Origin of the sequence: Aeromonas sp. S12(2024), from assembly GCF_041402305.1 — a bacterium.
In the GTDB taxonomy this organism is placed as follows: domain Bacteria; phylum Pseudomonadota; class Gammaproteobacteria; order Enterobacterales; family Aeromonadaceae; genus Aeromonas; species Aeromonas veronii.
This window is the reverse complement of record NZ_JBGLRB010000010.1, coordinates 132,861-154,950: the sequence shown is the minus strand read 5'-3', so window position 1 is coordinate 154,950 and position 22,090 is coordinate 132,861. Positions and strand designations below refer to the sequence as shown.

The following is a 22,090-nucleotide window of genomic DNA, read 5'->3' as shown; positions in this document are numbered from 1 at the left end:
AACCACCACCCGGTTGCACGGTGGCGGTCAGGGTCTGCGGGTTGCCATTGGCATCGGTCACCACCAGGGTAACGGTACTGCCCGCCGGGGCATCCGTCGTACCGGTAATGGTCGGGGTGGTGTCGTTGGTGTTATCCGGCGCATCGACAGTGATGGTCGGGGCGGTCACATCCACACTGCCATCGTCGGTCGCGGTGCCGGTGTTGCCGGCCGGATCGGTGACGCTGGCCGTTACTTGATAGCTGCCTTCCGCCAGCGGGGTAGTGACATCCACGCTGTAACCACCACCCGGTTGCACGGTGGCGGTCAGGGTCTGCGGGTTGCCATTGGCATCGGTCACCACCAGGGTAACGGTACTGCCCGCCGGGGCATCCGTCGTACCGGTAATGGCCGGGGTGGTGTCGTTGGTGTTATCCGGCGCATCGACAGTGATGGTCGGGGCGGTCACATCCACACTGCCATCGTCGGTCGCGGTGCCGGAATTACCCGCAGGATCGGTCACTGTGGCAGTGACGGTATAAGAGCCTTCAGCCAAAGGGATCACCACATCCACGGTGAAGGTACCGCTGGGTGCGACGATAGCGGTCAGAGTTTGTTGATTACCGTTTGCATCGGTGACCAGCAGGGTGACGGTGCTGCCAGCAGGAGCATCCGTGGTCCCGGTCAGGGTCGGAGTAGTGTCATTGGTGTTATCTGGCGCAACCACGGAAATGGTGGGCGGCGTCAGGTCGAATACTTCATCTTCGCCAGCAGCACCCAGCGGTGGCTCGCCATTGGTGTTGTAGGTGGTATCGAAAGTGGCTTCAGCAATGGTTGCGGAACCGGTACGGTCGATGGTGACAAAACCGCCGTTGCCACTGGCACCGGCGACGCCCCCAATACCGCCACCACCGGCGGCTGGTGCACCGCCTGCTGCAGAGGCTTCAAAGGCCTGAGTCGGGTCAGCCCCACCCAAGATCGCCTGTTGCAAGGCATTGATATCATCAGGAGTGCCAGCGGCACCATTTTGTGCCAGCTGGGGAGCATCTCCCTCTTCGGCAGGCTCACTCTGCTCGCTGGCTGGTTGCACATTGAATGACTGTCCGCCGCCCATGAAACTGGCGCCATCCGGCGACACGATCACCGCCCCTTTAGGCAGCACATCACCTTCAGCCAACAGCTTCCGGCTGCCATCAGCGGCAACCAGATAAATTTGTCCTTTAAGTTGGGTTACGGTTACGCCCTGTTCCAAGGTAACGGCATTGGTGATCATGTTCTCTCCTGAATCCTGATTTGAATGCAATAAGCCACAGCCTACTTTGCAGACTGAGGGGAAAAATAACCAGCTCGAAAATTCGAAAGGATAGACCGATTTGAGGCTGAACTGTTCAGCCAGATAGAAGTGTGTAAAACGAGGTTGTGAGAATGGCAAAAACCAAAATTATCAATAGATTACAGAATGATGACAGGAGCATGACAAGGCATGCTCCCGTCAGGATGAACCCTAGGCTCCCGCCCAGAGGATGATAGCCAGCAGCTGTGGCGAGATGATCCGCAGAAACATCACCAGCGGGTAGACAGTGGCGTATGAGAGCGCACTGGCGCCACTGGTCGGGTGCATTGCGTTGGCAAAGGCCAGCGCGGGAGGATCTGTCATGGAGCCGGCCAGCAAGCCGCACAGGGTCAGATAATTCATCTTGCCGTAGAGGCGCGCCAGCAAACCGACTACCAGCAGCGGGATCAGGGTGATCGCCATACCGTAGAGCATCCAGGCCGGGCCATCGCCGTTGATCAGGGTATCGACGAAGCCGGCACCGGACTTGAATCCAACCACCGCCAGAAACAGCACGATCCCGATCTCCCGCAGCGCCAGGTTGGCGCTGGGTGGCATGAACCAGTAGAGCTTGCCGATGCTGCCGATCCGCGACAGGATCAGCGCCACCACCAGCGGCCCCCCCGCCAGACCCAGCTTGAGGGCGGCCGGGAAACCGGGCAGATAGAAGGGGATGGAGCCGAGCAATACGCCAAGGCCAATCCCGATAAATACCGGCAACATCTGCACCTGTTGCAGTTTTTGCTGCACGTTGCCGACCACATTGGTCACCGCTTCGATGGCGTCGAGACGGCCAACCAGGTTGAGGATGTCACCAAACTGCAGGCTGGTCTGACTGGTCGGCACCAGTTCGATACCGGCACGGTTGAGACGGGAGATCACCACGTCATAGCGCTGTTTGATGTCCAGATCGCGGATCTTCTTGCCAAGAACCTGCTCGTTGGTCACCACTACTCGCTCGACGCGCAGATCGGTGCCGCGGGTCGAGAGCGAGGTCTCCACCTCCTCCCCCAACACCAGCAACACCTTGTGCAGCGCGTGACGCTCACCGACTAGGTGCAGCAAGTCACCCAGTTGGATACGGGATTCCGGCCGTGGCACCATCAGCTCGTCGCCCCGCTTGAGCCGTGAACAGATGACATCCGACTCGTCGAGACTCGGGATCTCGCTCAGCATCAGGCCGTGCATATTGGGGTTGCGCACCGCGATGTTGATAGTCTGCAAGCTCTCTTTGGTTTTACCGGTTTGTAGCTCGAACTGGGCGGCTTCATCGTCGATCTTGATGCGAAAGAAGACCCTAACCAACCACATGGTGAGCAAAATACCGCAGATGCCGAATGGATAGGCCACTGCGTATCCCATCCCCATCAGGCCGGTAGAACCGGGCGCGGCGCCCAGCTCGGCCAGGATCTGCTGGCCCGCACCGAGGGATGGCGTATTGGTCACTGCACCGGAGAAGACCCCCAGAATGACCGGCAACGGCACATCGAAAAATTGATGCAAGCCAGCGGCCACCACGCAGCCAAGGATGACCAGCAAGGCGGCAAAGGCGTTGAGTTTGAGACCCGAACTGCGCAATGACGAGAAGAAACCCGGCCCGACCTGGATGCCGATGGTATAGACAAACAGGATCAGGCCAAATTCTTGAATAAAGTGAAGCGTTTGTGCATCCAGCGCGAGATCGGAGGCGCCTGCAAAGTGACCGACTATGATGCCGCCGAACAGCACCCCCCCTATTCCCAAGCCAACGCCATAGACTCGCCAGTTTCCCAGCCAGAGTCCTAGCACTGCCACCAGCGACAACATGCTGATGGAAAGCGCGATTTCACTCATTTCGTGCATCCTTTGCGAATTGAACTGGCCCTAGCTTGTCAGCAAACGCTGATGCCAACTGTGTGATACCGCACGAATTTATCCTTTTAGGCGCCAAAAATACCAATTAAGGGCTAGTTGCAAGACGTTAGGCGACGTAGCCGTAAATGGCCACAAAGTGACAAACGCTGCCACCCAGCACAAAGAGATGCCAGATGGCGTGGTTATAGGGGATCTGCTTGGCCACATAGAAGATGACCCCGAGGCTGTAGATAAGGCCACCAAGCCCGAGCAACAGCAGCCCCTCACCGGCCAGATGGATATAGAGCTGATAGATGACCACCAGCGACAGCCAGCCCAGCATCAGGTAGGTAAAGAGCGACAACTTCTTGAAGCGGTTGATAAACACCAGCTTGAACACCACACCAGCCAGCGCCAGGGCCCAAATCACCACCATCAAGCCCTTCGCCAGCGGCGTATCGAGCGCCACCAGCAGGAAGGGGGTATAGGTGCCGGCAATCAGCAGATAGATGGCGCAGTGATCAAACACCTTGCACCAGCGTCTGGCCCGCCCTTCCGCCATGCTGTGATAGAGGGTCGAGGCGAGATAGAGCAGCACCAGACTTCCACCATAAAGGCTGTAGCTCACCAGCGCCTGCGTACCCTGCCCCCATCCCTTGATGAGCAACAGCACCAGCCCGATAATCCCCAGCAACAATCCCGCACCATGACTCAGCCTGTTTGCCAGCTCCTCCCGGGGGGAGTAATCCATCACACCACTCATAACATCGACTCCACAATAACTGTGGCTCACTCTACCCAGCGCCATTTCGGAGTACAAGTGTTCGCTTAAAAAATGGAGTGGCTGTCACCTGCCAACCTTTGGTGTATGCTCTGCCGCCGATGCCCGAGACAAGCGGCATAGACACCTACCCCGGTGACCTGGTCTGGAGAACCTGATGAAGTTGACTGAGCTGTTTGCACAAGCGGATCCCGCCTTTGGCGAGGCGATGAACACCTTGCTGGAGAGCTTCCACCACTCCGACGACAGTCAGGCCCCCTATCAGCGCGACCTGTTCACCCACCAGCTCGATCAATCCCGCATGCCTGCAGTCGGCCAACCTATCGAGGAGTATCTGGCGCGGCTGGCTACTCTGGTGCCCGGTGCCTCGCATCTCACCTCGCCACGCTACATGGGCCACATGACGGCACCACTGCCGGCCTATACTGCCGAGCTGTCGCGCCTGCTGGTGATGCTGAACCAGAATCCGATGAAGATGGAGTCCTCCCGTCTGCTCAGCTTTCTCGAGCGGGAGGTGCTGGCCAAGCTGCACCGCCTCATCTATGGCAGGGATGATGCCTTCTACGGCGAGCAGATGCATGCCAAGGATGCCGCCCTCGGCGTCATGACCAGCGGCGGCACCATCGCCAACGTCACGGCACTGTGGTTGGCCCGCAACCGCGCCTGTGGCGACAACCTATTCGCCCTCTATGAACAGGGCTATCGGGGCGCCGTCATTCTGGGCTCCCGCCTGATGCACTACTCCTTCGACAAGGGGATGGATCTGGTGGGGCTGGGCGCCCGCAGCGTTTGGCGCCTTGAGACTGACGAACAAAACCGGCTCAGTCTGGCTGCGCTGGAGCAGGCACTGATCCAGTGCAAAGAACAGAAATTGAAGGTGCTGGCATTGGTCGGCGTGGCTGGCAGTACCGACTTTGGCTCCATCGACCCTCTGCCTGAGCTGGCGGTCATCGCCGAGCGCGAGCAGATCCACTTCCACGTGGATGCCGCCTGGGGTGGCCCGACCCTCTTCTCCCCCCGCTATCAAAACCTGCTGGCCGGGATCGAGCGCGCAGATACCGTCACCCTGGATGGCCACAAGCAACTGCTGGTGCCGCTCGGTACTGGCATGCTGCTCTGCCGCCAGCCCGACCTGATGATGGCGGTCAAGCGAGAGGCGCCCTACGCCATCCGTGCCACCTCGTTCGATCAGGGCCGCTTTACCCTGGAGGGCACCCGCCCGGCCAATGCCCTCTATCTGGATGCCGCCTTCCAGCTGTTTGGCCAGCAAGGCTATGCCGATCTCATCGAGGCCAACTACGACCGTGCCCGGCTGATGGCCGAGCTCATCACCAGCAATCCCGCCTTCGAGCTGATGTCGGCACCGGTGATGAATCTGCTCTCCTACCGCTGCATTCCGCCCCACCTGCAGGGCAAGGTGCTGGACGAAGCGGCCAACACGCTAATCAACGACTTCAACGTGGCACTGCAAAAAGCCCAGCGGGCCGAGGGGCACAGCTTTGTCTCCCGCACCCAACGAGCGGTGGTACGCTACGGTGCCCAACCGCTCACCCTGCTGCGGGCCGTGTTGCTCAACCCTCTGATTGAAGAGCGCCATATCCGCGACCTGCTGGCCGACCAGCAGCGACTGGGGATCTCCATTGCACGCCAACTGTTTGGCGACAGCGCGGAACCGGCGTAAACAATGAGCGGTCTTATTCATTTGCCGTTGTCTGCTGTACAGGTAGACTGGGCGAAATTTGCAGGCCATTTTTGAGGACTAGGCGCCAACAATGAAGCAATTTATTGAATTTATTCCACTTATCGTTTTCTTCGCGGTCTACAAGTTCTACGACATCTACATGGCTACCGGCGCACTGGTGGTGGTCACCGGTCTGCAGCTCGCCTATAGCTGGATCCGCTATCGCAAGGTCGAGAAGATGCAGCTCTTTACCTTCCTGCTGGTCGGCTTCTTCGGCGGCCTCACCGTCTTCTTCCACGATGACACCTTCATCAAGTGGAAAGTGACTGTCATCAACGTGCTGTTCGCACTGGGCCTGCTCATCAGCCGCTACGGCTTTGGCAAGAATCTGATCAAACAGATGCTGGCCAAGGAGCTGCAAGCACCCGATGCGGTCTGGGACAAGGTCAATCTCGGCTGGGTCGGCTTCTTTACCGTCTGCGGCCTGCTCAACCTCTACGTGGCGTTTAACCTGCCGCAGGAGATGTGGGTCAACTTCAAGGTGTTCGGTCTGCTGGGGATGACGCTGGTCTTTACCCTGCTGAGCGGCGTCTATCTCTACCGCCACATCCCTGCCGAGCAGTTGTCCCAGCAAAAAGACGAACCCAAAAAGTAACCCTCATCAGAAAAGGATTGTCTCATGTGGTATCTCATCTACTCCGAAGATGTCCCCGATAGCCTGCCACTGCGCAAGCAGGTTCGTCCTGCCCACTTGGCCCGGCTGCAAGCGCTGCAGGATGAAGGTCGCCTGCTGACCGCTGGCCCCAACCCGGCTATCGATGCTGAGGATCCGGCCGATGCGGGCTTTACCGGCAGCACCGTCATCGCCGAGTTTGCCTCGCAAGCTGACGCCAAATCCTGGGCTGATGCCGACCCTTATGTGACCGCCGGTGTTTACGCCAAGGTGACCATCAAGCCGTTCAAAAAGGTCTTCTGACCCGAAGCGAATAGCGAAATAAAAAAGGCCGGACTGGAAGTTCACTCCAGTCCGGCCTTTTTGCATCCCGATATCAGGCTTACGCCCTGGCGACAAACCAGGGATTGAGGATATCGGGCTTGTTGTAGGCAAGGGATGAGCCATCGAGCTGGGTGACGCTGCCCCCCGCCCCCTCCAGCACAGCCTGTGCAGCACCGGTATCCCACTCGCAGGTAGGTGCGAGGCGCGGATAGAGCTCGGCGCCCCCCTCGGCAATGATGCAGAACTTGAGGGAGCTACCCATGGAGACCAGCTCGATCTCGCCAAAAGGAGCCAAGAAATCGAGGGTCTCCTGCGACAGGTGGTTGCGACTGCCCACCACTCGCCACGCCTCGCCTTCACGATGAGGCCGGGTCTGGATGGACTCTCGCTTGCCATCGGCAATGCGCCAGGCCCCGAGCCCCTTGCCGCCATACCAGAGCTGGTCCAGCACCGGCGCATAGACCAGTCCCCAACGCGGTGCCCCCTCTTCAATCAGCGCGATATTGACGGTGAACTCGCCGTTGCGGGAGACAAACTCCTTGGTGCCATCGAGTGGGTCCACCAGCCAGTAGCGTGACCAGCCGTGACGGGCCGCCATCACCTCGGACCCTGACTCCTCCGACAGCACAGGGATATCAGGAGTCAGCCGTGCCAACGCCTGCACTATCACCTCATGAGCCCCCTTGTCGGCCGCCGTGAGCGGGCTCTCGTCGCTCTTGTACTCCACCGCGAAGGGCTGGCTATAGATGGCCATGATGGCCGCTCCCGCCGCGCGGGCGACAGGTTCAAGTTCGGTGATATCGGGGTGGTACAAGGGATGATCCATAACATTCTCGTCCAGCTCACAGGGTCAACCAGTGTAACCCTTTTGACATCAAATGCTTATAGCCGATTGTACTGGGTTATTACTGCGCGGGTGCCGCCAACTCATTAGCCCCGCATTAATTGACATAAAAACAACAAAGGACGCCGTGGCGTCCCTTGTTATTTTTGGCTGCCGGTCTCAGGCCGCCGGTCTGGTGAGTCAGATCCCCTGACGGGCTTCCTGCATCAGCAGGCGCATGTCGCTCACGGCTTTGGCCAGACCATCGAAGGCGGCGCGGCCGATGATGGCGTGGCCAATATTGAGCTCATAGAGCTCGGGGATGGCGGCGATGGCTTTGACGTTGTGGTAGTGCAAGCCGTGGCCAGCATTGACCTTCAAGCCCTTGCCAGCGGCATAGGAGGCGCCGGCGGCGATACGCTTGAACTCGGCGTTGCGCTCAGCATCGGTAGTTGCATCGGCGTAACGGCCGGTATGGATCTCGATAAAGGGGGCGCCACTCTCGGCAGCCGCATCGATCTGGATGGGATCGGCATCGATAAAGAGGGATACCTGGGCACCCACAGCAGAGAGGCGGGCAACGGCGTCAGTCACCTTGGCCAGCTGACCGGCCACGTCCAGACCGCCCTCGGTGGTCACTTCGGTGCGCTTCTCCGGCACCAGACAGACGAAGTGGGGCTTGATGCGGCAGGCGATGCCGATCATCTCTTCGGTCACTGCCATCTCCAGGTTCATTCTGGTCTGGATAGTCTGGCGCAGGATCTCCACATCGCGGTCGGTGATGTGGCGGCGATCTTCACGCAGATGCACGGTAATGCCATCGGCCCCGGCCTGTTCGGCCACGAACGCGGCCTGTACCGGATCCGGATACTGGGTGCCACGGGCGTTGCGCAGGGTGGCGATATGGTCGATGTTCACACCCAGATAGATTTCACTCATTGAGAACTCCTTGAAAGGCTTCATCTGTTGACTGCGCGGTCAGCGAATCACACCGCGCCAATATCCGTATGTCTGTAATCTGTGTCAGCCTTGCGTACTGGCTTTGCGTTTTAAAAACAGCTCCCGACTCTTTAGCTGACGCTTGCCCAGATAGGGTTGCAGTGCCAGTCGGCTGAAACGTTTGGCCGCCTGCAGCAAGGGAGGGGTATCGAAACGTCCCTCGGCAAAGGCGAGCAGGTGGGCACCGAGAAACAGGGTACGGGGATCCGGCGCCCGCTCGCAAGCAACAAAGCCCAATTCACGCTCGAAGCCATAGAGCAGGGTCGGCTCGATGGGCGACTCGTCGTCCGCCGTGTATTCGAAATCCACCGCATAGCCGAGCGCCTGCAACAGCAGGAACTCGAAGCGGCGCAGCGGCAGCTCCGGCGTCTCGCCATCGGCCAGCGCCATGATGGCACGGGCATAGGCATCGAATACTTCGGGGAACGGGGTGTGCGCTTCCAGCAGGTAGTAGACCAGCTCGTTGAGATAGAGGCCGTAGAAGAGGCGATCGCCACCAAGACGCAGGGAGTGGTCGGGGCATTCGACCTGGGTGAGGTTCTTGAGATCGCCCTTGCCGCGCCAGGCGATGGTGAGCAGGGTAAAGGGTTGCAGCAGCCCCTTGAGAGGGGAGCGTGGCCCGCGAGAACCGCGAGCCACCAGAGTAAATCGGCCACTATCCTGGGTGAAGACCTCGACCAGCTGGCTGGTCTCCCGATAGGGCCGACTGTGGATGACGAAAGCCGGGGTCAGCAATCAGTCGTCGCCATACCCGAGGCTGCGCAGGGCGCGCTCATCATCAGCCCAGCCCGACTTGACCTTGACCCACAGCTCCAGGTGCACCTTGTTCTGGAACAGACGTTCCATATCGAGGCGTGCTTCGGTGCCGATGGTCTTGATCTTCTCGCCCTTGTTGCCGATGACCATCTTCTTCTGGCCATCGCGCTCGACCAGGATCAGGCCGTGGATGTGGTAGAGGCCGTTCTCTTCCACCTTGAAGCGCTCGATCTCCACCGTCACCGAGTAGGGCAGCTCCTCACCGGTGAAGCGCATCAGCTTCTCGCGGATGATTTCGGAGGCCATAAAGCGGGAGGAGCGGTCAGTCACGTAATCTTCCGGGAAGAAGTGGACGTTTTCCGGCAGCAGATCCTTGGCCCACTCGCGGATCTTCTCCACGTTGGTGCCCTTTTCGGCACTGATGGGCAGAATATGGGCGAAGTTCATCTGTTGGCCCAGCCACTCGAGGTGGGGCAGCAGATCTTCTTTCTCTTTGACGTTGTCGATCTTGTTGACCGCCAGCACCACAGGGCACTTGAGATTGCGCAGCTTGCCCAGCACCATCTCGTCGTCTTTGGTCCAGTGGGTACCGTCGACCATGAACACCACCATGGCCACATCCCCCAGCGAACTGGTGGCGGCACGGTTCATCAGGCGGTTGATGGCCCGTTTCTCTTCAATGTGCAGACCCGGGGTATCCACATAGATGGTCTGGTAGTTATCCTCGGTATCGATCCCCAAAATCCGGTGACGGGTGGTCTGGGGCTTCTTCGAGGTGATGCTGACCTTCTGGCCAAGCAGCTTGTTGAGCAGGGTGGACTTGCCCACGTTGGGGCGGCCCACGATGGCGACAAAGCCGCAGTAGGTGGTATCTGTCATGACAGTTTTTCCAATGCTTGCTGCGCCGCGGCCTGTTCGGCCTTGCGACGGCTGGTGCCGACCCCGACGAGGGGACCATCCAGACCTTCCACGTCACACTGGACGGTGAACTCCTGGTTGTGGGCCTCGCCCTTGACGTTGGTCACGGTGTAGGTCGGCAGGGATTTGCGGCTTCCCTGCAAAATTTCTTGCAGACGGGTCTTGGGATCTTTCTGCTCGATGCCCGGCTTGATCTCTTCCAAGCGGCTGGCATACCAGCTCAGCAGCAGTGTCCGCACCGTCTCAAGATTGGTATCCAGATAGACGGCACCGATCACCGCCTCGACCGTGTCGGCCAGAATGGATTCGCGGCGAAAACCGCCGCTCTTGAGTTCGCCGGGGCCGAGGATCAGGTGATCCCCGAGATCAAACTCCCGGCCCAGTTCGGCCAGGGTCTTCTCGCGCACCAAGGTGGCGCGCATCCGGCTGAGATCCCCTTCCGCCGCTTGCGGGAAACGGTGGAACAGATCGTCGGCAATCACCAGACTCAAAATCGAGTCACCCAGAAATTCCAGTCGTTCATTGTGACGGGAACCGGCGCTGCGGTGAGTCAGCGCCCGGGTCAGCAGTTCCAGATCCGCAAAAACATGCCCGAGACGGGACTGCAGTCTGTTCATCTTGATATTCATTTACTTGATTCCGCCAATGCGGTTGAAGCGCACACCTGTCGGTACCCAACTTGGCAGCAGGGAGCCTTCTTCGCGCTCGAATTCAAAACTTATCCAGATAGCGACCGCCTTGCCGACCAGATTCTGTTCGGGCACAAAGCCCCAGAAGCGGCTGTCGGTGCTGTTGTCGCGGTTGTCGCCCATCACAAAATACTGGCCTTCCGGTACCACCCACTCGTCGGGGTAGGTGCCGGGCTGGCGATAGTAACGGCCAACCATATCGGGCATCAGCGGATTGCGCAGGGTCTCGTGGGAGACATCACCCAACTTCTCGGTATAGCGGTCAAGGGGGATCCCCATCTGGGTAAATTCGCCTCTTTGTTCAAACTTGACGTCGAGCTTCTTGAAGCCCGGGCACGTTTTCCCTTCCTGCTCCTCGCACTTGGGCCGGATCATCAGCTCCTTGTTGCGATAGATGACCCGATCACCCGGCATGCCGACCACCCGCTTGATGTAGTCAACGCGCGGTTCAAGGGGATACTTGAACACCACCACGTCGCCACGTTTGGGCTCGCCAGTCTCGAGGAACTTGGTGTTGGTCACCGGGTCCCGCAAACCATAGGCAAATTTTTCCACCAGGATGAAGTCGCCCACCAGCAGGGTGGGCATCATGGAACCTGACGGGATCTGGAACGGTTCAAAAATGAACGAACGCAGGATCAGCACAAAGGTGATGACCGGGAAGACCCCGGCGGTCTGTTCAATCCAGACCGGCACGGGGGCGACCTTGGCCAGGGTCTTCTCATCCAGGTGGGCACCGCCATGGGCACGAGCCACGGCAATCTTGGCGGCGCGCTGCTTGGACCAAATCATCTTGTCCAGACACCAGATAACACCGGTGATCGCGCAGACCACCACCAGGATCAGGGAAAACGTGCTTGCCATCTATTAATCCTTTCCGACGTGGAGAATCGCGAGGAAGGCTTCCTGCGGCACGTCGACACGGCCGAGGGACTTCATCCGCTTCTTACCTTCTTTCTGCTTGTTCAGCAGTTTCTTCTTACGACTCACGTCACCACCATAACACTTGGCGGTTACGTCTTTACGCAGAGCCTTGACGGTGCTGCGAGCGATGATCTGGTTGCCGATGGCCGCCTGAATGGCGATATCGAACATCTGGCGCGGGATCAGCTCGCGCATCTTCTCCACCACCTGACGACCGCGATACTGGGCGTTGTCCTTGTGGGTGATGATAGCCAGGGCATCGACGCGCTCACCGTTGATCATGATGTCCAGACGGACCATGTCGGAGGTTTCGAAACGCTTGAAGCCGTAGTCCAGCGAGGCGTAACCGCGACTGGTGGATTTCAGACGGTCGAAGAAGTCGAGCACCACTTCTGCCATCGGGATTTCATAGGTCAGCGCCACCTGCTTGCCGTGGTAGACCATGTTGGTCTGCACGCCACGCTTCTCGATACAGAGGGTGATCACGTTGCCCATGTACTCCTGCGGCAGCAGGATATGACACTCGGCGATCGGCTCGCGCATCTCCTTGATGCTGGTGATGGCGGGCATCTGGGCCGGGCTGTCGATATGGATGGTGGAGCCGTCGGTCAGCTCGATCTCGTAGACTACGGTCGGCGCCGTGGTGATCAGATCCAGATCGTATTCACGCTCCAGACGCTCCTGAATGATCTCCATGTGCAGCATGCCGAGGAAGCCGCAACGGAAGCCGAAGCCCAGCGCAGTGGAGCTCTCCGGTTCGAAGAACAGGGAGGCATCGTTCAGGGAGAGCTTGTCGAGGGCGTCACGGAACGACTCGTAGTCATCGCTGGAGATGGGGAACAGACCCGCATAAACCTGCGGCTTCACCTTCTTGAAGCCAGCCAGCGCCTTGTCGGCACCGTTCTTGGCCTGAGTCAGGGTATCGCCCACCGGCGCGCCGTGGATGTCCTTGATACCGCAGACAACCCAACCTACCTCGCCGCAACCCAGACCCTGGGTATCCACCTGCTTGGGTGTGAAGATACCGATACGATCGACCCCCCACACCTGACCGGTGCTCATCACCTTGATCTTGTCGTTCTTCTTCAGGGAACCGTTCTTGATCCGCACCAAAGAGACAACACCCAGATAGGAGTCGAACCAGGAGTCGATGATCAGCGCCTGCAGCGGGGCATCCGGGTCACCTTCCGGTGCCGGGATCTTGGCAACGATCTCTTCCAGCACCAGATCAACACCCAGACCGGTCTTGGCGGAGCAGCGCACCGCATCGACCGCATCGATACCGACGATGTCTTCGATCTCCTCGGCAACCCGCTCCGGCTCTGCAGCCGGCAGGTCAATCTTGTTCAGCACCGGCACCACTTCCAGATCCATTTCCATGGCGGTATAGCAGTTGGCCAGAGTCTGTGCCTCAACCCCCTGGCCGGCATCCACCACCAGCAGCGCCCCTTCACAGGCCGCCAAAGAGCGGGAGACCTCGTAGGAGAAATCCACGTGGCCCGGGGTGTCGATAAAGTTCAGCTGGTAGGTGTTACCGTCTTGTGCCTGGTAGTTCAGGGTCACACTCTGTGCTTTGATGGTAATGCCGCGCTCGCGCTCCAGATCCATGGAGTCAAGCACCTGAGCCTGCATCTCGCGGTCGGACAAGCCACCGCAAGTCTGGATCAGACGGTCCGACAAGGTCGATTTACCGTGGTCGATGTGCGCAATAATCGAAAAGTTACGAATGTGTTTCATCGAGCAAGAGTCACTCAAAATTAGTTAAGGTCAGTTATGGAGGCGCGATTTTACTGGATAACCCGGCTGACGGCCATTCTTTAGTCGCCAGCGCCAGTGAAATAGCGCCTGTTCAGTCAGGGGAGGATGCGGACAGGGACGACAACGCCGAGCATCTGCGGGCCGTAACGCCCCTGATCCAGGCGGTTGGAAAAGTAACGAACCAGTAAAAAGCCCAGCACGCCCCCCAGCAGGCAGCAGAGAATGGTAATCCCCTCCCCGCCCGAGAGCAGCGGTGCCAGCCAGAGCTGCCCCAGCAAGGCGCCGGCCAACAGGCAGAAAAGCGGCAGCACATAGACCAGCGCCGCCCCGCGCAGCAGACTCTCCTGCGGGATACCGAGCCTCACTTGCTGGCCAACCCGCACCTCGGCGGTCAGCCTGACCCGCAAGCGGGGAGCTTTCAGGGGAAATGCCTTGGCCACGGTGCCGGTACCGCAGTTGGACTGCTGCTGACAACCACTACAGGCGGAGCGACGCTCGCACTCCACCCAGGCATGGTCACCCTCAATGGCCACCACGGTCGCCAGCTCTTCACTCATCTCATTCACGGCAACACCTCGGGTTCACACAATCAGGGGATCTGACCACGACTCGCCACGCTCGGCAAGCGGGGAACAACCCCGCATCCCCCGTTACTGCACCGCTTCGTTGCGGGCCAGCGGCTGGACCGATTCGGCGATGCGCTTGGCGGTTTCGGCAGGCACCTCGCCGACCACGGTGATCTCGACCCCCACCTCGTTGACATAGCTCACCAGCGAGGTCGCCCCCTGGCGGATCAGCTGCTGGCGCACCGCCTGCTTGGGATCCACCCGGGAGACATAGACCGAGAGATCCACCAGCCCGTCGGAGAGCATCATGTAATCCACCGGCATACTGGTGGTCACCAGCTGGTGCCGGTCTTGCGACAGCACCTTGAAGCCATCGGGCAACCAGGTGATCTGCCAGTTCAACTGCTGTTGCGGCGCTGGATAGGCATCCTCCAGCGCCAGCGCCGGAGGCTGCTTGCTGTTGGCCAGCTTCACCAGCCAGGGGGCCGGTTTGCTCTGCAGATCCAGTTCGACACCAAGTACCTGCTCCACCAGATTGCCTTCCCGCTCGACCATGTCGATCCGCAACAGCAAGTGGCTCTGCTCGTCAATCCAGAGCACGAAACCATATTTATCGGCCTCTTTAGGCACCAGCCTCACCACCTGTGCCACCACACCGGCGACCCGGCTGCGGCCGGCCAGCACAGGATCATAGCTCTCCAGCACCTGCGCCAGCGGCATCTTCACCAGGGTCGACCAGATGCCGGGGAAGCGGGCATCCTTCAGGGTGTAGGGATCGTGGCTGTTTTCAAAGAAGGTGTATTCGTTCTGGCGCTGGAGATACTCGATCGCCTTGCCGTCGAGGTAACTGAGGTGGGCAACTTCCTTGCCGTTGATGACGGCATGGCTGATCCGGATCGGTTCAAGACGCCCCTGACGGGCCTTGACCATGGACAACTCGAAATTCTGTTGCTGCACGGCACTCTGCATCTGCTGCAACAAGGCCTCGGCCGACTTATCGTCGGCCGAGGCCTTGGCACTGATCAGCAGGAGAGAGGCCAGCAAAATACGGCTGGACTGGCGCACGTTTGTATCCCTGACAATTCGTTATTGTTGGATCTGTCTGTCTTGCAACAGGCGCTGCTGCAACTGGTGGTCACGCAGGAAGGCATTGATCCGCTCCCGCTGCTCCTGCATCTGCTGTTCGGTCAGCCCCTGCTGACGGGCGCGGGCACCATCCTGTTGCGGATAATGAACACTCACCGGTGCCGCACTGCCACCGATTGGAATGGTATTGAGCACCGGATTGGCCGGAACGCCATCATGTCCCTGATACTGCTGCACCCCGAAGATAACGGCAGCGGCCACGGATGCCGCAATGGCATATTGACCCAGTTGCTGACCGACCCGGCGGAACAACGGAACCACATTGGCATCTGTCTTGACCGGTGCAACGACAGGTTGCAGCACAGGCAGAACCTCAACCGGCTTGGGTGCCAGTATGGTGGGCTCATCCTCCAGCGCAGCCATGATGCTGTCACTGAGATCCAGTTGCAGATTGACCGGCAGGTCACCCCGCATGGCATCGCCGATCAGGTGGTAACGACCCCAGGTATCTTGCAAGTCGGAGTCCATCTCCAGCTCGTTCAGTACCTCTGCGTCACTCAGGTCACCATCCATCAGGGCAGAGATTTGCTCTTTATTTGCCATAAGTTAACCCGTCTTTCCCCAGTTAATTCTCGATCAGAGGTTGCAGCTTTTTATCGATTGCTTCCCTCGCCCGGAAGATACGGGATCTGACCGTACCCACTGGGCAATCCATGATTTCGGCAATCTCTTCGTAGCTCAGCCCTTCCAGTTCGCGAAGGGTGATAGCTGTCCTCAGGTCTTCCGGCAATGCCTCTATGGCTGAAAACACGGTGCGTTTGATCTCGTCAGTCAGCGCCAGGTTTTCGGGGGTTGAGACCTCTTGCAAGGCTTCACCACCACCATAAGACTCCGCTTCGTCAGCCTCCACATCACTGCTGGGCGGCCTGCGCCCTTGGGAGGTGAGATAATTCTTCGCCGTGTTCACGGCAATTCGGTACAACCAGGTGTAAAAAGCACTTTCGCCACGGAATGTCGGCAATGCACGGTAGGCTTTTATAAAGGCCTCTTGCGCCACATCGGGCACATCACCGGGATTGTTGACATACCTGGCAACCAGGTTGACCACCTTATGCTGGTATTTTTTTACCAACAGGTTGAAAGCTGCTTTATCGCCGCGCTGGACCCGTTCAACCAGCTGTTCGTCCAGTAGATTCTGGTCGCTCATCAGAGCCGTAAAACCCCCATCAGGTTATCGTTTTTCTTTTCCGGCCCTTCCTAAGCGCACAAGTTCAGACAGGGAGAATCAGAGAAAGTTCGCTTCAATTGAAAAAAATGTGATGCAGGCTGCATCCTCGCCCTCGCTTGGGCTACCATGGTGCCAGTTCTTAATCCAGGCCAATGATACTTATGAAAGCAAGTGTTGAATACCTTTGCGATGTACTGATCATTGGCAGCGGTGCCGCTGGTTTGTCCCTCGCGTTGCGATTGGCAGACCACGCCAAAGTCCTGGTTCTGAGCAAGGGGCCCATCAGTGAAGGGGCCACTTTCTATGCGCAAGGAGGCATCGCTGCCGTTTTCGACGAAACCGACAGCATTGAATCCCACGTGAGCGACACGCTCAACGCGGGCGCCGGGTTGTGTGACCCGGCAGTGGTCGAGTTCACCGCTCGCCACGCCCGCGAGTCCATCCAGTGGCTCATTCAGCAAGGGGTCCCCTTCGATCAGGAGGAGAACGCCGACGGTGAATCCCAGTACCACCTCACCCGCGAAGGGGGCCACAGCCATCGCCGCATCTTCCACGCGGCGGATGCCACCGGCAAGGCGGTGCAACTAACCCTGATCGATCAGGTGCGCGCCCACCCCAATATCCAGCTGATGGAGCGCTTCAACGCGGTCGATCTCATCACCACCCGCAAGCTCAACCTGCCGGGCAACAAGGTACTGGGCGCCTACGTCTGGAACCGCAACGCCGAGCAGGTCGAGGTGATCCGTGCCCGTTTCGTGGCACTGGCCACCGGCGGAGCCTCCAAGGTCTACCAGTACACCTCCAACCCGGATGTGAGCTCTGGCGATGGCATCGCCATGGCATGGCGGGCCGGTTGCCGGGTGGCGAACCTGGAGTTCAACCAGTTCCACCCCACCAGCCTGTTCCACCCGGACGACCCCAACTTCCTGCTGACCGAAGCGCTGCGTGGCGAGGGGGCCTATCTGCGCCGCCCGGACGGCAGCCGCTTTATGCCGGAGTTCGACGAGCGGGCCGAGCTGGCACCGCGCGATATTGTCGCCCGCGCCATCGACCACGAGATGAAGCGGCTCGGGGCGGATTGCATGTATCTGGACATCAGTCACAAACCGGCCGATTTCATCATCAAGCACTTCCCGACCATTTATGAGCGCTGCCTTGCGGTCGGTATCGACATCACCAAGGAGGCGATGCCCATCGTCCCTGCCGCCCACTACACCTGCGGCGGCGTGATGATCGACAACAACGGCCAGACCGATATTCCCGGCCTCTACGCCATCGGTGAAGTGACCTACACCGGTCTGCACGGCGCCAACCGCATGGCCTCCAACTCCCTGCTGGAATGCGTGGTTTATGCCCATCAGGCGGGGGCCGACATTCTGGCCAAGCTGCCGATGAGCGTGGAGCCGCCGCGCCTGCCGGTGTGGGACGAGAGCAAGGTGGAAGATTCCGACGAACTGGTGGTGATCCAGCACAACTGGCACGAGCTGCGGTTGATGATGTGGGACTACGTGGGGATAGTGCGTACCAACAAACGCCTGGCCCGCGCCAAGCGCCGCATCGACCTGCTCAAGCAGGAGGTGCAGGAGTACTACGCCAACTTCCGCGTCTCCAACAACCTGCTGGAGCTGCGCAACCTGCTGCAGGTGGCCGAACTTATCGTCAACTGCGCCCTGCAGCGCAAGGAGTCTCGCGGCTTGCACTACAACCTGGATTATCCGGATATGCTACCGGACTCCAAACCGACCGTGCTGACCCCGGAGCGGGATTAATCCCCCTTCCCGCAAAACGTTACAGCAATCAGTGACCCCGCCCCGGCGGGGTCACTTGTTTTCAACCGCTTTTCAGCCACAAAAAGAGTGTCGCCAGCCACATGGCAACAGCTTATCGCGATAAATCAGCGCATGGTCATCACGGAAAGCAGGCGTCAGCGCCGGGACGGCAGAAAGTGGATGGCTCGCGCCAGCAGGCGGTAATGTTCGGGGGGAAGGGCATCGGAGAAGAGCCACAGTTGCCGTGGCGACACGGCTCCACTCTCTTGCGGATCGGGACAAAGCGCCAGCCTGAGCACACCGGGCAGAATGCGGCTTTTCTTGTCTAGCTGATAGCGACGACCTTGCCACTGTAGCCACTGGCCATCCCAGACGAGCTCGAACGGGGGCGCGGCGAGCGCACGCCAGCTCAGCCAGAGCGACACCAACCAGACGGGCAGCAACAGTGCCCACTGCCAACCGGCAATCAGGCCAGCCACCGGCCAGAGCAGCAACAAAAAGAGGGCCACCAGCAAACATTGCTGATGGCGGGAGGGGTGAACCGTCATGATCACCCGCTCCACGGTATTACCCCTGGCGGTCGTGGCGCGCCTGATTGCGCTCCAGGATCATCGGGATCATGGCGGCAAATGCGGGATCGGCAGGGACACCATGACCCATGCACCATTTGAACAGATCCGGATCGTCGCTCGCCAGCAGGCGGATAAAGGTCTGCTGATCGGCTTCGCTCAGGGAGTCGAACTCGTGTTCGAAAAAGGGCATAAAGATCACATCCAGCTCGAGCATACCGCGACGGCAGGCCCACTTCAGGCGGGATTTTTCAACTGGGCTCAACATGGCACTCTCCTTACAAAGACCGGGGGATGGTACCAGCTGGATTTTCCGGCTGACAAACATTAGTTACGTCTTTACCATGCAGCTCACATACTTTCTCTCTGGAATACCATCGTGAGCCTGCAACCACCTGTTTTTCCTGCCGAGCCGACCCGCTTCTCCCTGACCAAGCTGGCCATCACCCGTATCAGCGGCCAGGATCGCGTCAAATATCTGCAAGGTCAGGTCACCTGTGATGTCAACGCCCTGCAACCGGGGCAACAGACCCCGGGCGGCCACTGTGATCCCAAGGGCAAGCTGTGGAGCAATTTCCGCCTGCTCTGCCTCGACGACAGCCTGCTGCTGCTGACCAGCCCTTCAGTGTTGGAACGTCAGCTGCCGGAGCTGAAGAAATTTGCCGTCTTCTCCAAGGTCGAGATCGCCGCAGACGAACGCCACGCCACCGGGATCGCCGGTACGGGCAGCGATGGCTGGATCACTGCCCAGTTCGGCCTTGAGCAGAGCGGTCTTATCGACGGCGGCATGGCGGTGAAGATTGAGCAGGATCGCTGGCTGCTGGTGAGCAATCAGCAAGCCGACGCCCTGCCGCAAGGTGACGAGTCACTCTGGTGGGGGCTCGAGATCAAGGCGGGCCTGCCACACATGGAAGCGGTGCATCAGGGGGAGTTCATCCCGCAGATGCTCAACCTGCAGGCACTGGACGGCATCAGCTTCAACAAGGGCTGCTACATGGGGCAGGAGACGGTAGCCCGCGCCAAGTATCGCGGCGCCAACAACCGCGCCCTGTTCCTGCTGGCGGGGACTACCGGCGAGCCGGTCGCCAGCGGCGATACCCTGGAGCTGCAACTGGGTGACAACTGGCGCCGCAGCGGCATGGTGCTCAACGCCTGGCAACAGGCCGGGCAGGTGTGGCTCACCGCCGTACTGCCGAAAGATACCGAGGCTGACGCCCTATTCCGCCTCAAGCAGGACGAATGCTCCCGCCTCACCCTGCAACCCCTGCCTTACGCCCTGACCGAGTAAGGTCGGCTAGCGAGGCACGCGCGCCAGCAGTGCCTCCTTCAGCCAGCGCCCCGCCTGCCCCAGCGGGCGGGCGCGATGCCACTGCAGTTCCAGCGCCAGCGCGTGGCTGGCGATAAAGTCCGGCTCCAACACAACAACTTCACCCCGCTTCAGCGGCTGATGCAGCAGAAATTCCGGAATGGCGGACCAGCCAAGGCCCCGCTTGACCAGCTCCAGCACCCCGAGATCCCCCTCGACCCACCACACCTGAGCCGAAATGCGAAACCGCTGACGCTCGCTCCCTTCCCGTCGGCCGGTGACCATCAGCTGACGTGCCCCCTGCAGATCGACCTCCCGCAGCGGCTGCTTGCGGGCCAGCGGATGATCCGGTGACACCACCAGCGGCATGGTCACCTCCCCCAGCGAACGGGCGACGATCTCCCGCTGGGGATGCACCTTCTGATAACTGATGCCAAGCTGGGCCCGCCCAGTCACCAGCATCTCGGTCACATCTTCCATCAGCGGGAAGAGCAGCTCCAGCTCCACGGTCGGGTAGCGAGTGGCGAACTCCTCCAGCAGGGTGCCGAGCCAGGGGAGGTGGGAGTCATCATCGATGGCCAGAGTGAGGCGCGTCTCCACCCCGGCCGCCAGCTCCCCTGCAATGGATTGCAATCGTTCACTCTGCGCCAGCAGGATCCCCGCCTCCTGCACCATGCGGGCCCCCGCCTCTGTCAGCTGCGGATAGCGGCCGCTGCGGTCAAACAGGGTGAGCGCCAGATCGATCTCCAGATTGGCGATAGCGCTGCTCACTACCGACTGCGCCTTGCCCAGCTTGCGGGCGGCAGCGGAAAACGAGCCGGTTTCGGCGGCCGCCAGCAAGATCCTCAGTTGTTCCAGTGATGGCGTCATCTTATGGCCCTCCGGCAAGCCCTCTCATCCATCTATTTTAGCGATGGATACCAACATTAATCTATCGCTAAAGATCTATAGATTAACCAGCAATTCGTGAATGAACCTGATTGAGAGAGTGACTTATGCGTACCCGTAACGATCGCCTGCGCCATGCCATTGGCTTTGAATTCATTGGCCTGCTGATTGCCGCCCCGCTGGCCAGCTGGGTTACCGGGGTCGGGCTCAACCATATGGGCCCGCTGGCACTGTTCTTCTCGGTGCTGGCCACCGTCTGGAACTACATCTACAACATCGGGGTCGACAAGCTGCTGCTGCGCTATCAGGGCCATACCCACAAGACCCTGTGGCAACGGGTGCTGCATACTTTCGGCTTTGAGGGCGGTCTGCTGATCGTCGCGCTGCCGGTCATGTCCTGGTGGCTGAGCGTCAGCCTGCTGGAGGCGCTGGTGCTGGATCTGGGCTTCGTCGTCTTCTATCTGATCTATGCCTTCGTCTACAACTGGGGCTATGACAAGGTGTTCCCCATCCCCCGCGAAGTGCCGCACGGCATGCCACAAGAGGCGCGCTAAGGCACGAATCAGTTGGATTGAAACCGAGAAGTGAAGGTCAACAAGGGAAGGCAGCAGAAGAAACGACACGGCCCCACCATGGCAGACATGATGGGGCCGCAAGAGGGATCAGCGCTGGCAGGCCGGCTGATTCAGAGGTAAGGATTCAGACCTGCCCGTCGCTCAAGCCTGGGCCTTGAGTTCTTCGCCGCTCTCGTCGGCAGCGGCAGCCTCTTCAGGCTGGGCCTGAGCTACCTGCAGCGCTTCCAGCTCGCTCTGATAATCGCTCAGGATCTGCTGGGCAACCGCCATATCTCCCTTGTGTTTGCGCTCGAACAGATGGTGCTGCACCACACCGTTGAGATACTCCACCGTGATGGGCTGCTCCAGGGTGGCCATCAGCTCCTCTTTCTCCAGCTCGGCATTGATTTCATCGGCGGTCGTGCGCAGCAGCCCGGCCAATTGAACCAACATGCGGCGCTCACCTTCGCGCAGCAGGCTCAACATGCGGTTTCTCTGCTGCTCATTCTGTTGGGTCATACATTTCCTTACGTCAATTGGGAACAAGCTCGCTCATTCTGCCCTGTCCCCATGACAGCGTCTATCTCATGCCCCCCACAAATTTTTGGCGCTAGCTCACAAATGGCTACAGATGCTATTTGAAGCGGCTCTGG

General features: G+C 59.6%; 24 protein-coding genes. 6 read left to right on the top strand and 18 right to left on the bottom strand.

What is annotated here, in order from left to right; genetic code table 11:
- From ACB035_RS11770 to ACB035_RS11760, 3 genes are all read right to left on the bottom strand, one after another.
- Positions 1-1,252 (bottom strand): retention module-containing protein (locus tag ACB035_RS11770; RefSeq protein WP_371167342.1); only part of this gene is annotated, 1,252 nt, incomplete at its 3' end.
- A 231-nt stretch (positions 1,253-1,483) separates the two neighbouring features.
- Positions 1,484-3,145, bottom strand: a complete 1,662-nt coding sequence (locus ACB035_RS11765; protein ID WP_368166787.1) for a putative transporter — start codon at positions 3,143-3,145, stop codon at positions 1,484-1,486.
- Positions 3,146-3,272: 127 nt separating this feature from the next.
- A complete protein-coding gene (locus ACB035_RS11760; protein WP_371167341.1) occupies positions 3,273-3,908 on the bottom strand; it encodes a hemolysin III family protein in 636 nt (211 codons plus the stop codon).
- Positions 3,909-4,083: 175 nt separating this feature from the next.
- Here ACB035_RS11760 and ACB035_RS11755 point away from each other — a divergent pair, with 175 nt between their 5' ends.
- The 3 genes from ACB035_RS11755 to ACB035_RS11745 all read left to right on the top strand — a co-directional run bounded on the left by ACB035_RS11755 (position 4,084) and on the right by ACB035_RS11745 (position 6,583).
- Entirely contained in the window at positions 4,084-5,607 is a 1,524-nt protein-coding gene (locus tag ACB035_RS11755) for an aminotransferase class V-fold PLP-dependent enzyme (protein ID WP_371167340.1), read from the top strand.
- 91 nt (positions 5,608-5,698) lie between these two features.
- A complete protein-coding gene (locus tag ACB035_RS11750; RefSeq protein WP_005354349.1) occupies positions 5,699-6,262 on the top strand; it encodes a septation protein A in 564 nt (187 codons plus the stop codon).
- A 24-nt stretch (positions 6,263-6,286) separates the two neighbouring features.
- Positions 6,287-6,583, top strand: coding sequence for a YciI family protein (locus ACB035_RS11745; protein ID WP_371167339.1), 297 nt, complete (start codon positions 6,287-6,289; stop codon positions 6,581-6,583).
- Positions 6,584-6,662: 79 nt separating this feature from the next.
- Here ACB035_RS11745 and cysQ read toward each other — a convergent pair whose 3' ends face one another.
- From cysQ to rpoE, 11 genes are all read right to left on the bottom strand, one after another.
- Positions 6,663-7,430, bottom strand: coding sequence for a 3'(2'),5'-bisphosphate nucleotidase CysQ (gene cysQ / locus ACB035_RS11740; RefSeq protein ID WP_371167338.1), 768 nt, complete (start codon positions 7,428-7,430; stop codon positions 6,663-6,665).
- A 198-nt stretch (positions 7,431-7,628) separates the two neighbouring features.
- Positions 7,629-8,366 (bottom strand): pyridoxine 5'-phosphate synthase, encoded by a 738-nt coding sequence (gene pdxJ / locus ACB035_RS11735; RefSeq protein WP_005340919.1) that lies wholly within the window; start codon positions 8,364-8,366, stop codon positions 7,629-7,631.
- Between the two features lie 84 nt (positions 8,367-8,450).
- Positions 8,451-9,161, bottom strand: coding sequence for a DNA repair protein RecO (recO, locus tag ACB035_RS11730; RefSeq protein WP_371167337.1), 711 nt, complete (start codon positions 9,159-9,161; stop codon positions 8,451-8,453).
- Positions 9,162-10,061, bottom strand: a complete 900-nt coding sequence (gene era / locus ACB035_RS11725; protein ID WP_005335393.1) for a GTPase Era — start codon at positions 10,059-10,061, stop codon at positions 9,162-9,164.
- Entirely contained in the window at positions 10,058-10,729 is a 672-nt protein-coding gene (rnc, locus tag ACB035_RS11720) for a ribonuclease III (RefSeq protein WP_005335394.1), read from the bottom strand. The genes era and rnc overlap by 4 nt, the downstream gene beginning before the upstream one ends.
- A complete protein-coding gene (gene lepB / locus ACB035_RS11715; protein WP_371167336.1) occupies positions 10,730-11,653 on the bottom strand; it encodes a signal peptidase I in 924 nt (307 codons plus the stop codon).
- 3 nt (positions 11,654-11,656) lie between these two features.
- Complete coding sequence (lepA, locus tag ACB035_RS11710) at positions 11,657-13,450, bottom strand: translation elongation factor 4 (RefSeq protein ID WP_005335396.1); 1,794 nt, start codon at positions 13,448-13,450, stop codon at positions 11,657-11,659.
- A 116-nt stretch (positions 13,451-13,566) separates the two neighbouring features.
- A complete protein-coding gene (locus ACB035_RS11705) occupies positions 13,567-14,028 on the bottom strand; it encodes a SoxR reducing system RseC family protein (protein ID WP_040068038.1) in 462 nt (153 codons plus the stop codon).
- A gap of 93 nt (positions 14,029-14,121) precedes the next feature.
- Complete coding sequence (locus ACB035_RS11700; protein WP_005335407.1) at positions 14,122-15,102, bottom strand: MucB/RseB C-terminal domain-containing protein; 981 nt, start codon at positions 15,100-15,102, stop codon at positions 14,122-14,124.
- 21 nt (positions 15,103-15,123) lie between these two features.
- Positions 15,124-15,726: an RseA family anti-sigma factor gene (locus ACB035_RS11695; RefSeq protein WP_129503376.1), complete on the bottom strand. Its 603-nt coding sequence runs from the start codon at positions 15,724-15,726 to the stop codon at positions 15,124-15,126.
- Positions 15,727-15,748: 22 nt separating this feature from the next.
- Entirely contained in the window at positions 15,749-16,330 is a 582-nt protein-coding gene (rpoE, locus tag ACB035_RS11690) for an RNA polymerase sigma factor RpoE (protein ID WP_005335411.1), read from the bottom strand.
- A gap of 182 nt (positions 16,331-16,512) precedes the next feature.
- Here rpoE and nadB point away from each other — a divergent pair, with 182 nt between their 5' ends.
- The gene (gene nadB / locus ACB035_RS11685) at positions 16,513-18,120 is read left to right on the top strand and encodes an L-aspartate oxidase (protein ID WP_371167335.1); all 1,608 of its coding nucleotides are present in this window, start codon (positions 16,513-16,515) and stop codon (positions 18,118-18,120) included.
- A gap of 155 nt (positions 18,121-18,275) precedes the next feature.
- On the opposite strand, the gene ACB035_RS11680 is transcribed toward nadB, so the two are convergent.
- Positions 18,276-18,668 (bottom strand): protein YgfX, encoded by a 393-nt coding sequence (locus tag ACB035_RS11680; protein WP_371167334.1) that lies wholly within the window; start codon positions 18,666-18,668, stop codon positions 18,276-18,278.
- A 19-nt stretch (positions 18,669-18,687) separates the two neighbouring features.
- Positions 18,688-18,957, bottom strand: coding sequence for a succinate dehydrogenase assembly factor 2 (locus ACB035_RS11675; RefSeq protein WP_005335417.1), 270 nt, complete (start codon positions 18,955-18,957; stop codon positions 18,688-18,690).
- A gap of 111 nt (positions 18,958-19,068) precedes the next feature.
- Here ACB035_RS11675 and ygfZ point away from each other — a divergent pair, with 111 nt between their 5' ends.
- Positions 19,069-19,977, top strand: coding sequence for a tRNA-modifying protein YgfZ (gene ygfZ / locus ACB035_RS11670; RefSeq protein WP_371167333.1), 909 nt, complete (start codon positions 19,069-19,071; stop codon positions 19,975-19,977).
- 6 nt (positions 19,978-19,983) lie between these two features.
- Here ygfZ and ACB035_RS11665 read toward each other — a convergent pair whose 3' ends face one another.
- The gene (locus ACB035_RS11665) at positions 19,984-20,865 is read right to left on the bottom strand and encodes a LysR family transcriptional regulator (protein ID WP_042080104.1); all 882 of its coding nucleotides are present in this window, start codon (positions 20,863-20,865) and stop codon (positions 19,984-19,986) included.
- Positions 20,866-20,990: 125 nt separating this feature from the next.
- Between ACB035_RS11665 and ACB035_RS11660 the strand changes: the two genes are divergently transcribed.
- Entirely contained in the window at positions 20,991-21,437 is a 447-nt protein-coding gene (locus ACB035_RS11660; protein WP_160881322.1) for a PACE efflux transporter, read from the top strand.
- Positions 21,438-21,599: 162 nt separating this feature from the next.
- On the opposite strand, the gene ACB035_RS11655 is transcribed toward ACB035_RS11660, so the two are convergent.
- Entirely contained in the window at positions 21,600-21,956 is a 357-nt protein-coding gene (locus ACB035_RS11655; protein ID WP_069556186.1) for a hypothetical protein, read from the bottom strand.
- Between the last annotated feature and the right edge of the window lie 134 nt (positions 21,957-22,090).